Raw genomic sequence first — 13,207 nt, forward strand, 5'->3', positions numbered from 1 at the left:
ACGCAAAAAGACGGCGGGTTTGGCAACGAAGCCAACCCGCCGTCTTGTTGAAGACTATTTCTGTTTACGCTTACGTCCTACGATGAGCGACAACAGAGCGGTTACGCCAGTCACGGTATAGACTGCCGGCCACGCGCCAATTTTCTTGGCGAGTGGATGGGAGTAACCGAAGGCAGAAAGGTAAACGCCGGTGAGGAACGTAGCACGCCCAACTCCAGCTTTACGCTTCCAGTTCTTGAAAGCAATAAAACCCGCAAGACCCAGCACGGCACCACCAAGAGGCCGGTTGCCGGTTGTAGATGCGACCTTGTAACCGCCAAGAAGACCAGCCGCAGAGGCTAAGGTCGGGCAGATTTTCATGGTGCTCTCCTGAGTCACGAGTACGTTATTGCTGTGTTAACCATACGCTATGACGGCTTAAATGTGAATTCTCTCGGAATTTTTCTTGTAATGAGTGTTTCTGTGCAACCGTCTGAACGCTTGGGGCCTGAAGCATCATGGTCTTCTTAAGCAGATCCGTCCACTTAGTCTTCAAGGTTCAACTCAAGAGCGGGTAATTCCTGCTGTGTCCAGAGCTCAGCGGCAATCTGCAGCGCATATCGTGCCGAGCGGGGAGCCACCACATCGACCGAAAGATGAAATTCCTGATCTGCTGCTGGGCCGCATAAATCAGAGATGCAGCGTACCGCCATAAAAGAAACATCATAGTTACCGCAGATCTGCGCGATCGCTGTGGTCTCCATATCGGTGCTGAGTGCCGTATCGAAGGCCTCTCGGGTGTCCTTCACGTTGTGCTCGGTCACGAATGAGTTGCCCGCAAGCATCCGTCCTTGGTGCACCGCCCAGGAACCTTCCTCCTGTGCCGATTTAAGAGCTGAAAGCGCCGCTTCAATCGCCTCTTCCCACTCCGAGTCACGATCGCCATAGGATACGGGCATCCCGGGAATTTGCCCGCGTTCGTATCCAAAAATGGTTGCGTCGGCATCGGTGTACAGGTAATTTGACCCCAGTACTATATCTCCAACATTGATGTGCTGCGCAAGACCGCCGGCGGTTCCTGCACTGATCACCCCTAAACAGTTAGTCGCGTAGTTGATAGCTTCCGTGACGGCGGATGCGGCATTGACTAACCCAATTTTGGAACGAACCAGTAGAAGTGGAACCTGGTCTTCTTCAAGCATGAGATAACGTGGGTAGAATTTTGCTACGCCTTCGGTGAAGGAGGGCTGTGCCTGCTCGGTCGCTGCGAGGAACGGGGCTAGCTCTTCATCCATCGCAACCTGAATGACGATCGCGTTTGAGAAGCTCATCATGAGGTCGTTCAGGTTCTCCAGGTCGGCATACATTTCGTTAAAAATATCCGCCGGCGTAAAGTCTGTGGGGAACATCTGCGCAGCTTCTTCGGAGTGCCCCTGTTCGCCAGAGTGATGCTGTTCGCTCACGCCGCCATCACCTGCTCCCAGTCAGCACGTGCGGCGAGGAATTCACGTGCAGCATTCTGCGCCCCTTCAAGGGTGTGGTTAGCGCCCCAACCGCACTGTATTTCATTCGCGGCGGGTACCTCGGTAGCCGTGAGAATATCGCGTAGAGTCGCTTCCAGGATGGGCAAGAACTCCTGCGGCTCTAGCCCCAGGGTGAGGGCGTAAAACCCAGTCTGGCATCCCATCGGTGAAAAATCGATGAGCTTATCGGTGTGGTTGCGCATGTGCTCTGCGCTCATATGCTCGATCGAATGTACGACGGGCATTTCAAGATGGCTCTTGTTAGGCTGAGTGAAGCGGACATCATATTTGATGAGGGTATCTCCACCGGGCAATTCCTTGCGGTCTGCAATCCGCACATAGGGGGCCACAACGGCACGATGATCAAGGTTGAAAGACTCGACGTTCATTTTTTTCATGCTTATATTCTCTCTTAAGCACCCGCTTCGTCGGAACCCTTCATAAGATGCTCTCCCTAAGAGAGTTCCTGTATTCTCATTTATTCTCATTGCATAAAATGCCGCTGCGCTCGGTCTCATGACGCAAGAATACGGCGGCATCGCGTTATTGCAATACCGCCGTATTCCATGTACAGAATGCACTGCTGCACTAGCCTTCTTCATGTAAGTGCCAAACAGCTTGATGGTGCATAGCTTTGCTGGAGGATATTATTCTCGGGTCCAGTTACCGCCGAAAGCCCAGTATCCGCTGATCGGCACCGCATGCTTATTGGCAGAACTGCTGCACTCTGCAACACGGGGGTCTTTGAGTGCGTACGAGTATGCGCCCACCACGCCAACCTGGTCGTTATCTCCAGCCCAACGTTTGGGTCCACCGTTATAGGTTGAATCACAGTTGTTGTTGTAGTAGCGCTGGTTAATGTACGAGGCGGACATTTCTTGAAGCGAGTACACACGAATAGTTACCGTAATAACCGTTCCTGCACTTACCGGTCCGAAGTCAAGGTACACCTGTCCGCGCCAGCGGCTACCTTCTACTACGGAACGTGCCTGAGAGCGGGAGAAAGGGTAAAACTTGCGGTCCTCATAGCAGCCGTAAGACCCTGTAGTTTTTGACGGCATACCATCAATATTTCTGTAGTTGAAACTTCCCCACCCAAAGGTTCCCTGCTTGATAGGTTCGGCGCCAGTGACTTTATACCCAACACCGTTAAATTGGGTATCGAGTACTGCATTATTCTTTGCATTTTGTTCGCCCACTGGAGTTGCCTGATTAACCCAGGGGGTCGCCTTAAAGCTCCGCAAATCTTCTGTAATGCGGTACGTAAAGGTGAAATCATGGTAAGGGTTTCTCTCAATGGGTGTATTAACAGCATAAGGATTACGACCGTTGTCATATGTATCAGCAAACTTATAAGATACACCAGAACCCCCTTGGTTCCCCCAGTCCGCGACGGTAATATTCGGATTACCGTTGTCCGAGAATTCATTAGAAACACTCGTCTCCACAACATTTTGAGTCGCAAGCCATGAACAATCCGGCACACTGGACGCATATGCGGGTATAGCGGAGGAGGCTAGTACAACAGGGGCAGCCCAGGCTGTGCCTTTTGCCAAGGTACGCCGGGACAGTGTTTTCGAGGTATTCACAATATTCCTTTGTGTTGAGTAGGTGATTGCCATCCCTGATTTACGCAATAAGTCAGGGATATATTCTCCAGGTAGATTACTCTCTAATATATCTTATGTCATCAAAGACCCAAGATATATTGCATGCATCAATAAGCTATCGGGAATTTGTAATTTTTAGTGTATCTCATGCACACATCAGCAAGAGACGAAATTAGATATTTCTCTCGAAGTAAACAAAAATATTACAATTAAATTCTCAGGGTGCGGTTTATCTATACATTTATACAATTAATATAAAAAATATTTTAAACCTTCACGATAAACATGAAAGTTGCAGAATCAGTTATATTTTATTTTGGTCTTCATAAGATTACAGACGGCAGAAAACGCCAGAGTCTTATTACCTAAGCGTAAGACCCTTCGGCAAGCACATCGCGCGCCTGCGCAACGTCCTGATTAATCTGTTCGATCAAAGCATCAATGCCATGATACGCAACCATAGGGCGCAGGTGCTTCACAAATTCCACGACCACATGCTGCCCATACAGGTCAAAGTCCTCAACACGTTCTTGAGGACGGTTAATAACATGCGCCTCAACCTGACGATTTTCAATGCCGTCAAAGGTTGGGTTTGTACCCACGGATATAGCCGCCGGATGCTTTTCACCAGATTCATCGGTCAACCATCCGGCATACACACCATCAACCGGGATAAAGCCGCGCGCCTCCAACTCCAAATTTGCTGTAGGGAACCCCAGTTCACGCCCACGCGCCAAGCCGTGCACGACTTCCCCGTACATCAGGTGCGGACGACCAAGCAGCCGAGCCGCACCTTCCATGTCTCCCGCGTTCAAATATTCGCGGATGCGGGTTGAAGAGCATCGGGTTTTTTCATCGGCCATCAAATCATCAACCACGATGACCTCAAACCCGTATTTCTTGCCCAGTTCGCGCATTGTGTTTAAATCGCCCGAATTCTTGTGCCCAAAACGCACATCATCGCCGATCACAACATAACGTGCACGCAGGGCATCAACAAAGACGGACTTCACAAATTCCTCGGGGCTCTGCTTCGCAAACTCTAAATCGTAATGCAGCAGTAGGTAGTTCTGCAGGCCAAGCTGGCACATGAAATAACGTCTTGACCCCTGACCCATAATTTCCTGATGCTTCAGTTCAGGATGATGCACCTGCATAGGGTGCGGATCAAACGAAACAGCAACCGAAACGAGCCCGTGCTCATTCGCTACCTCGACAACACGTGAAATAACGCGAGCGTGACCAATATGCACGCCATCAAAATTGCCGATAGTCACTACGGACGGACCGAAATCCGCTGGAATATCGCTCAACTCGGTATAGAGGGTCACGGGCTCTCCTGGTAAGAAATAATGTACCTATACATCCTAAACCAGTCTGAAGACGTATGTAGAATTACCACCCCGATAAACCTGAAGGATTTTCGAGACCCAACGCTAACGAGAGGATTTTCCCTGTTGCGAAGCCTGAAGCATATCCTGCCGAATCTTATTGGACTTATTAATCCAGGCGTACCAAATCAACAGGCATGGAGGAATGACCAGCTCAGTCACCATCAGCACGATCAGCGACCAATGCGGGGTACCGTGAGTAGCCCACGACATAATACGTCCCACGCCGCCTAAGAAAACCACCAGACAGGATATTGCCAGCATATTGACCCACTTGAACTTCACAGCGATAACAAGGAATGAGAGCCCCAAGCCGAAGTATATTGCGGCGAAAAACGCATAATTTGATTCCAGAGAAGCATTTGCCGCCAGACCATCATTCTCTGGCACAGCACGGGCGCCTGAGAAGATCTGCCACCCCGCATAGAGCATAACCAAAGCACCGTAAAGTGCGGTCACAGCGCGAAAAACCCCTTGGTTCTGAGGCTTGGCGACGTCCTCCACCGTACGCACGGCCGTCGTTTTCTGCGATCCTGCAGGGGCAGTATTTTTTGATCCGCGAGCAGATTTCTGAGCACTGGATTCAGATCCGATTTTCTGTGCAGGCTGTTGGGCCGACGCAGTGCGCGCTTTCTGCGGATACTCCGACTGCGCTGAAATCACCGGCTGCGGCTGAGTTACCGGTTCAGAGGTTGAATGCGATTTTTTCTCGGCCTTCTGCGAGTTCTTATCACGAGTCATAGTTCTCTCCTTTTAGTTTTCGCTATCCTCACCGAGAATTCTGCGACCTGTTCGTAGTGCGATGCGCTGCCCGGTACAGCCACCACAACCCCACCACCGGCAGTACCAAGGGGATATACCCATATCCTTGCCCGAAATGCGACCACACGGATGCTAAGGGGAAAAACTGCGGAGCGGCATACGAGAAAACTCCTATGCCAAGGACGCCAAGAAGCTCCACTACGATGGTGATAACCGCAAGCTGCCTAGCACGTTCTCCACGCTTTGCTAAAGAAACAGCAGCAATAGCATAAATAATTGCGGAAAGAAGCGAAAGCAGAATCGCCAAGGGCGCCTCATCAAATTTACGAATCAGCTGATAACACGCGCGAGCGCCCGCCGACAGTGTAAAAATCCCGTACACCACAGCGATAACTTTACCCGGACCGGAGGCATGGCCAGCTGAGGAAACAGCATCGGATTTAGAATTGCCTTTTGTAGTGCGGGAACCCCAAGGGTTCAAAGTATTATTCACATCGTGTCCTTCCCAAGGTGTGTGCGCAGAAGGTGTCTCTAGATGCTTGCGTACTTGCTCTATAATTCAGGCTCTGTGCCCCAGCTATGTGGAGTAAAACCTGTGTCTAATAGTAATACCACAGCATATTCATTCGATGAACCATCACGATGAGCACGGGCCCTGGAACCGCCAGTAGCAGAGTCGCCCATCGCGTACGCTCGCTGAGAGAATAGAAGAACGCGCCGGCGGGAATAAGCATGGCAGTAACGAGATACCCGTAATACTCTAGCCAATCACCACGAGGTCCCGGTCCCACGGCCTGCATGATGATCGACCCTACCAGGTATACCACTAAAAATGCTTCAAGAATGAGCATCGGGCCTTGTGAATAGTCATCGGGTTCATAACCACGGAAATACTGTACCAAAGAGGCCAGGCACGATAACGTACCGAGTACCACAGTAATCCAAAACCACCAGTCCAAACCAGCGATCATAACCGCTCCCCCGCTTCCCGCGAGAAGTCAATTCCTGCTTCAAATACGAGCACGGGCGCCGCACATCGGGTTCCCCGAAACTTCACATTCTCTATAAGAGCCACCAGTGTTCCGTCCGGCGCAAATGCGGCAGTTATCCCCTCGGTACTGGCATGCTGAGACTCCGGGCTTTGTGTACCTAAAGCAAAAACATCTGAGCCCTCCTCACCGGCTGTAATGCACCGACCAAATGAAATATCGGTCGCCTCTTGCGTCGAAAGCTGCCGAACGTTGAACAGACGCCGTGCCGCCTCCTCAAGAGAAAGTACGGGTAAGTCTAGCGGCCCATCAGCGTTCTCGCGCTCCTTCATGAGTTCAGCTAAATCAAGCGCCTCACGCTGATACACATTCCCTACACGAATACGGTTCAAAGCACTCAAATGGCCCCCAACGCCCAGGGCTTTACCCACATCACGAGCAAAAGCACGAATATAGGTTCCAGAAGAGCAGGAAACCGTAATATCTACCTCAACAACTGGTACACACGCAGGAATATCAAGCCCCTCGGCAACAGTATATAGTCGAGTATCAAGTTCGCTATCGCGCACCTCATGAACAGCGGCCTCATGAATCGTGACCTTTCGGGCGGCAAGTTCAATATCCTCGCCGTCACGAACCCGAGCATAAGAACGCACACCCTTAACCTTAATCGCCGAAACGGCGGAGGGAACCTGCATAATATTACCCGTCAAAGATCGTACAGCGTTTTCAATCTTCTCCCGAGTCAGAGCCCTCACAGCCTCCGCGCGAGCAATCCCGGTGAGCTCTCCCTCAGCGTCCTCTGTCAGAGTTGCGGCCCCTAACACCAGGCGAGCCTCATAAGTTTTATCCTGACCAACTAAATACGTCAAAAGCTTTGTCGCTTTATTCAAGCCCAAAACCAACACACCGGTCGCCGCCGGATCAAGAGTACCTGCATGACCAACACGCCGCGTACCGGCAATCCAGCGGATCTTCGAGACTACATCATGGCTCGTCATGCCAGCAGGTTTATTCACCACCAGCAAACCTGACGGTCCACGCTCCCGAGCTTTTGCCACTGTATTAGTCTTCCTCTACTTCGGCCTGCTCAGGTTTCTTGTAAGGGTCAGCGTCACCCGCATATTGGGCGCCCGTGGATGCTGCGGCAAGTTCGGCGTCGCGTTCACGGGTTTTCTTCAAGAGGTCTTCGAGATGATACGCATTGACCGGCACTTCGTCTGGCACGAAGGTGAGGGTTGGCGTCAGACGCGCGGTAATATTTTTTCCCACCTCAGAGCGCAAAATGCCCTTAGCGGATTCCAACGCCTTTTTTGTGTTTTCTTGTTCTTCTTCAGAACCGTATACGGTGTAGTACAGGGTTGCGTGCTGCAGGTCATTCGTGACCCGGGCATCGGTAACCGTCACAAAACCGAGGCGGGGGTCTTTGACTCGGCGTTCAAGCGCCTGCGCCACAATCACCTTAATACGATCGGCGAGACGGGCTGCACGTGCTGCATCAGCCATAGTTTTCTCCTTGTGGTCAAGTACAGATAGTGGAAACGCCCGCCCCGCATCCCGCATCTTCCGGTACAAAACCGGAACGAAGCGAGATACGGGGAGCGGGCGCGTTTCTGCGGGTCTTAGACGCGCGGCTTCTCGCGCATCTCCCAGGTTTCGATGACGTCGCCTTCCTTGATGTCGTTGAAGGAACCGAGTCCAATACCGCACTCGAAGCCTTCACGTACTTCGGTAGCATCGTCCTTGAAACGACGCAGCGACTCGATGGTGAGGTCTTCTGACACCACAACACCGTCACGTACCAGGCGTGCCTTGGAATTACGCTTGATAATGCCGTTCTTGACCATCGAACCTGCGATGTTCCCCCACTTGGAGGAACGGAACACTTCGCGGATCTCCGCCGAGCCGAGTTCGACCTCTTCGTATTCAGGTTTAAGCATGCCTTTGACAGCCTGCTCAATTTCCTCAATCGCGCGGTAGATGACCGAGTAGAACTTCATCTCGACGCCCTCGCGGTCTGCAAGCTCAGAGACACGCTCTGCAGGACGAACGTTGAAGCCAATGATCACCGCGTTGTCCACGGTTGCCAAGTTCACATCGTTCTGAGTAATAGCACCCACACCGCGGTGGATTACGCGCAGCTGAACTTCGTCGCCGCCCACATCAATCTTCATGAGCGACTCTTCCAGAGCTTCAACAGCACCGGAGACGTCACCCTTAATAATCAGGTTGAGGGTATCCATCTTGCCCTCAGCCACAGCGGCATCGAAGGATTCAAGGGTTACGCGCTTACGACGCTTCGCGAGCTGTGCGTTACGGTCTGCGGCCTCACGCTTCTCAGCAATCTGGCGTGCGGTGCGCTCTTCTTCGGTCGAGAGGAAGGTATCTCCCGCACGGGGCACGGTCGAAAGACCCAGAACCTGAACGGGACGGGACGGACCGGCTTCTTTCACTGCATGACCGTTCTCGTCGAACATTGCGCGCACGCGACCGTGTGCCACACCGGCGACAATCGCATCACCCACATGCAGAGTACCGGACTGCACCAAGACGGTGGAGACCGCACCGCGACCCTTATCCAGGTTCGCTTCAATAGCAACGCCACGAGCTTCCTTATTCGGGTTAGCACGCAGTTCCAGAACGTCGGCAGTCAAGGTTACGGCTTCAAGCAGTTCGGTAATGTTCGTGCCATTCCGAGCCGAAACGTTCACGAACATGGTGTCTCCACCGTAATCTTCAGGTACCAGACCGTACTCGGTCAGCTGACCCTTGACCTTATCGGGCGACGCGCCTTCCTTATCGATCTTGTTGATAGCCACGACGATCGGCACATCAGCTGCCTGAGCGTGGTTCAGGGCCTCAACGGTCTGCGGCATCACGCCGTCATCCGCAGCGACCACCAGAATGGCAACGTCGGTAACCTTCGCGCCGCGGGCACGCATAGCGGTAAACGCCTCGTGACCGGGGGTATCGATAAAGGTAATCGCACGGTCTTCACCTTCGACGGTAGTGTGTACCTGATACGCACCGATGTGCTGGGTAATACCGCCAGCTTCACCCTCAATGACGTTGGTATTCCGAATAGCGTCCAACAGTCGAGTTTTACCATGGTCAACGTGACCCATCACAGTCACAACCGGAGGACGCACTTCAAGAACGTCATCGCCTTCCGCCTCTGCTTCGGCTTCAAGGTCGATGTCAAAGGATTCCAAGAGCTCGCGTTCTTCGTCCTCGGGAGACACAATCTTTACGACGTACCCCAACTCGGCACCCAATAGCTCGAAGGTTTCTTCATCGAGCGACTGGGTCTGAGTAGCCATTTCGCCCAAGTGGAAGAGCACGGTAATTAGCGAAGCCGGGTTAGCGCCAATCTTCTCGGCAAAATCCATAATGGACGCGCCGCGACGCAGGCGTACCTCGGTCGAACCATCGCCGCGAGGTACTACCACACCACCGGGTGCGGGTGCATTCATCTGCTCGATTTCATTGCGGCGAGCTGCCTTCGACTTACGGTTCTTACGCTTGGATCCGCCGCGGCCGAAAGCGCCCTGTGCATTTCCACGGCCACCGGGCCCCGGACGCGAAGGACCGCGGTTATAGCCGCCTCCGCCACGACGGTTACCGCCTCCGCCACCACCACCGGGTGCTCCGGGACCGGAACCGACGTTCGAGACCTTGGACGGCATAATGGACGGGCTAGGACGGTTGCCGCCGCCGGAACGAGGCGCGTGCGAGCGCGACCCCGATGCGGAACGGGGACCGTTGCCCCCACCGCCGGGACGAGGGGCATTATTGCCTGAACGCTGACCGCGGGGTGGACGAGGACCGCCAGAACGTTGTTCGCCGCGTTCGGGTCGTTTCATTCCCTGCTGTGAGGAGAAGGGGTTGTTGCCCGGACGAGGACCAGGCTTCGGGCCCGGTTTTGGAGCCGATGCACCAGGTTTCGGTGCGGGCTTTGGAGCAGCAGGCTTCGGAGCCTCTGGACGAGCCATTCCCTGCTGTGAGGAGAAGGGGTTGTTGCCCGGACGAGGACCCGAAGAAGATTTAGCGGCGCCCTTGGCACCGGGCTTAGGAGCCGCAGATTTAGCTGCAGGTTTTGCACCCGGTTTAGGGGCAGGTTTCGGTGCCGCAGGTTTAGCGGCAGATTTCGCGTCCGCCGACTTCTTTGGAGCGGCGGGCTTAGCACTAGCAGTTTTAGCTGTGGAAGCTGCAGATTTCCCTGACGCTTTAGTTGGTTTTTCAGGTGCCTGAGCGGGGGCGGGGAACGCTTCACGCAGTTTCTTAACCACGAGCGGGTTAAGGGTCGAGGATGCGCCCTTTACGAATTCGCCTTGTTCGGCTAGTTTTGCAATAACTTCTTTTGACGTTACACCAAGTTCTTTAGCAATCTCGTGTACGCGAGGCTTAGCCAAATTTTCTCCTGTCCTGGCTCGCACCAGGACGGTGCGAACACTAATGATGTGTGTATGCGCGCACTAGGCTCTCGGTTACGCCTAACACACGCGTGGGCATAAACTTGCCGGGGTGTGAGCACAGATGGGTACTCATGTCGCGGCACTCATTAGATATCCATCAGTTTTCTGACTCGCTTTCGTAATCTGCAAGAAGTCGTCAAACTCGTTGACTTATGGGGATGTGAGTTTCACTCATAGCCCGTAGTTTCGGGCTTGCGCTGAGCGAAGTATTCGGTCAAAACCATAAGGTCTGCGCGAGCAATTGAAACTTTAAAGGCGCGGGCGAAAGCATTTTTACGAAAAGCCTGTTGCTGGCAGGATTCACGCATATGTAGCCACGCACCGCGACCGGGCAAGGTGCGGTGCACATCCGGAAGGATGCGCATCCGTTCTCCGTCGCCGCCGAAACGGACGATACGGAGCATATTCCGCGGACTATCGCGGAGGCGACAGCCAATACAGGTACGGAGAGGTTCACTCATTGCTCTCCCCTCTTCCCCATCAAAACTGTCACAGTCGTTTAGGCACACCACTGAGGTGCACGCACCAAACGCACATCTTAAGTGTAGCCCCTCATCTGGGTCACGTCCGTATTCGGTTTCACGAATGCGGAAGACCCTTCAGGGGCTACAGGGTACTCCTACTAGAATACCGGTTACTACTCGTTTTCGTCTAAATCAAGGCTGCGGGCTACTCGCTCAGCCACCTCTTCTTCGGCACGAATCTGAGCATATTTTGACTCTGCCAAAATGTCGATACGCCAGCCGGTTAGTTTCGCGGCAAGGCGCGCGTTCTGGCCTTCCCGCCCGATTGCCAGCGAAAGCTGCTCATCGGGGACAATCGCACGAGCAGAATATTCGCGGGGGTCCGCAATAATAACTTCGGTCACCTTAGCGGGCGAGAGCGCAGCCGTAATAAACTCTGCAGGGTCCGTCGAGTAATCAACAATGTCGATCTTCTCGTCATTAAGTTCAGCGGCAACAGCACGCACGCGAGCGCCCATATCACCGATGCAGGCACCCTTAGCGTTGATACTGGGGTTCGTTGCGCTTACCGCTATCTTCGAGCGATGTCCTGCCTCGCGAGCAATGGAGTTAATCTTGACCGATCCGTCGGCGATCTCTGGAACCTCATGCTCAAATAGGCGAAGCACCAAGTTCGGATGCGACCGCGAGAGCACAATCGAGGGCCCTTTCTGCCCGCGGCGCGCCTCTAAGAGATATGCACGAATACGGGTTCCGTGGGGATATTGTTCTCCGGGAACCTGCTCGTTCGCGGGAAGTACAGCCTCAATAGTTCCCAAATCGACTTGAACCATACGGGGGTTATTCCCCTGCTGAATAACGCCGGATGCTAAGGTTCCTTCTCGGTCTTTAAATTCACCAAGCACGGATGCATCTTCGGCATCGCGCAGACGCTGCGATAAAACCTGACGCACCGTCGCCGCAGCAATGCGCCCAAAGTTATTGGGCGTATCATCGAACTCATCGATTTTCTGGTTGTCATCGTCAAGTTCCGGCGCAAGAATAGCGAAGTCGCCGGTGGTTCGATCGATGACGGCTCGGGAGCCTTTAATGGCGCCGGGCTGCTTCATATAGGCAAGCACCAGAGCATTTTCAACCAGCGAGAACAGTTCCTCCAAAACGAGACCTCGTTGCTTTGCAAGTGCATGCAGAACGCCTAAGTCGATCGTCATATTGTTGTCCACGCTCTTCAGCCTTTCCCTGTAGCACGGCGCCGGGACGCTTTTTCTGCGCCCCGGCTCCCGAACGGTTTGCTTTATGTTTGTTGAGTGTGAAAAAACAAACAGAAAGCCTATTTTGTACCTATTCTACAGTCTCTTGAGTAGAATTGAAATCAATTTCAACATTAGCGTGCCCAATATTTTCCCAGGGCACAATCACAGCGTCATGGTATGTCTGCTTCTGCCCTTTCTTAGTCTGTTTCTTACGCCGAAGTACAGGGCCTTCGTCCGTAATCTCGTCAAGACGAGCCACGTATTCCGTGCCATCTGTCTGTGTCACCGCCACAAGTCGAGTGCGAGCACGTTTCCAATGGCGGCGCTCAGTAAGTTCTCGGGTAGCTCCAGGAGAGGAAACCTCCAACATGTAGGGGAAGAACTCATCATGCTCATCAGCTTTATCCAGAGCCTGTGAGATAGCCCCCGAGATTTCCGCAAGGCTGTCCAGAGAAAGAGAATCTGTCCGATCTTCCATATAGTCCACGGTAATTTCTACCGTTCGGTTAGCTGCCGGACCGCTGATCTTAATCCTTTCAAGCACGAGCGAAAACTCGCTGAGCACAGGTTTGATAGCTTCGCCTACCTCGTCCTCATGTAGAGAGCGTGTCCCAATTTTTGCCGGTACCGATTTTTCTGCCCCTGCGGATTCGAAGGGACGAGTTACACCCCTGGCGGTTCGTGATGCGGCACGCCGAGAGCGAGCATTGGGGGCGCCGTCTTTCTTACCGGACCGTTTAGGTTTATACGCCATATCTTCC

Annotated in this window: 14 protein-coding genes; all 14 read right to left on the reverse strand. The window is 53.2% G+C overall.

Annotated elements, in window-relative coordinates; genetic code table 11:
* Window positions 1-54: 54 nt before the first annotated feature.
* Window positions 55-360 (reverse strand): hypothetical protein, encoded by a 306-nt coding sequence (locus HMPREF2554_RS01280; protein ID WP_013398741.1) that lies wholly within the window; start codon window positions 358-360, stop codon window positions 55-57.
* A 164-nt stretch (window positions 361-524) separates the two neighbouring features.
* On the reverse strand, window positions 525-1,442 hold the full coding sequence (gene mtnN / locus HMPREF2554_RS01285) for a 5'-methylthioadenosine/S-adenosylhomocysteine nucleosidase (protein WP_210395999.1): 918 nt from the start codon (window positions 1,440-1,442) through the stop codon (window positions 525-527).
* Complete coding sequence (locus HMPREF2554_RS01290) at window positions 1,439-1,900, reverse strand: S-ribosylhomocysteine lyase (RefSeq protein WP_070553654.1); 462 nt, start codon at window positions 1,898-1,900, stop codon at window positions 1,439-1,441. The genes mtnN and HMPREF2554_RS01290 overlap by 4 nt, the downstream gene beginning before the upstream one ends.
* Before the next feature lie 249 nt (window positions 1,901-2,149).
* A complete protein-coding gene (locus tag HMPREF2554_RS01295; RefSeq protein ID WP_246825761.1) occupies window positions 2,150-3,091 on the reverse strand; it encodes a hypothetical protein in 942 nt (313 codons plus the stop codon).
* A gap of 386 nt (window positions 3,092-3,477) precedes the next feature.
* The gene (locus HMPREF2554_RS01300; protein ID WP_070553659.1) at window positions 3,478-4,443 is read right to left on the reverse strand and encodes a bifunctional riboflavin kinase/FAD synthetase; all 966 of its coding nucleotides are present in this window, start codon (window positions 4,441-4,443) and stop codon (window positions 3,478-3,480) included.
* A 105-nt stretch (window positions 4,444-4,548) separates the two neighbouring features.
* Complete coding sequence (locus HMPREF2554_RS01305; RefSeq protein ID WP_013398738.1) at window positions 4,549-5,244, reverse strand: DUF4345 domain-containing protein; 696 nt, start codon at window positions 5,242-5,244, stop codon at window positions 4,549-4,551.
* A gap of 28 nt (window positions 5,245-5,272) precedes the next feature.
* Window positions 5,273-5,758, reverse strand: a complete 486-nt coding sequence (locus HMPREF2554_RS01310; RefSeq protein ID WP_013398737.1) for a hypothetical protein — start codon at window positions 5,756-5,758, stop codon at window positions 5,273-5,275.
* Window positions 5,759-5,864: 106 nt separating this feature from the next.
* Window positions 5,865-6,236, reverse strand: coding sequence for a hypothetical protein (locus HMPREF2554_RS01315; RefSeq protein ID WP_013398736.1), 372 nt, complete (start codon window positions 6,234-6,236; stop codon window positions 5,865-5,867).
* Entirely contained in the window at window positions 6,233-7,315 is a 1,083-nt protein-coding gene (gene truB, locus HMPREF2554_RS01320; protein ID WP_013398735.1) for a tRNA pseudouridine(55) synthase TruB, read from the reverse strand. The genes HMPREF2554_RS01315 and truB overlap by 4 nt, the downstream gene beginning before the upstream one ends.
* 4 nt (window positions 7,316-7,319) lie before the next feature.
* On the reverse strand, window positions 7,320-7,760 hold the full coding sequence (gene rbfA, locus HMPREF2554_RS01325) for a 30S ribosome-binding factor RbfA (protein ID WP_172461384.1): 441 nt from the start codon (window positions 7,758-7,760) through the stop codon (window positions 7,320-7,322).
* A gap of 116 nt (window positions 7,761-7,876) precedes the next feature.
* Window positions 7,877-10,666 (reverse strand): translation initiation factor IF-2, encoded by a 2,790-nt coding sequence (gene infB, locus HMPREF2554_RS01330; protein WP_070553662.1) that lies wholly within the window; start codon window positions 10,664-10,666, stop codon window positions 7,877-7,879.
* A 230-nt stretch (window positions 10,667-10,896) separates the two neighbouring features.
* Entirely contained in the window at window positions 10,897-11,190 is a 294-nt protein-coding gene (locus tag HMPREF2554_RS01335; RefSeq protein ID WP_080556871.1) for a YlxR family protein, read from the reverse strand.
* A gap of 176 nt (window positions 11,191-11,366) precedes the next feature.
* The gene (gene nusA / locus HMPREF2554_RS01340) at window positions 11,367-12,404 is read right to left on the reverse strand and encodes a transcription termination factor NusA (RefSeq protein ID WP_004006237.1); all 1,038 of its coding nucleotides are present in this window, start codon (window positions 12,402-12,404) and stop codon (window positions 11,367-11,369) included.
* Between the two features lie 130 nt (window positions 12,405-12,534).
* A complete protein-coding gene (gene rimP / locus HMPREF2554_RS01345; protein ID WP_013398731.1) occupies window positions 12,535-13,200 on the reverse strand; it encodes a ribosome maturation factor RimP in 666 nt (221 codons plus the stop codon).
* Window positions 13,201-13,207 lie beyond the last annotated feature (7 nt).

The sequence above is a fragment of the Rothia sp. HMSC071F11 genome (genome assembly GCF_001809115.1).
GTDB classification, from domain to species: domain Bacteria; phylum Actinomycetota; class Actinomycetes; order Actinomycetales; family Micrococcaceae; genus Rothia; species Rothia dentocariosa.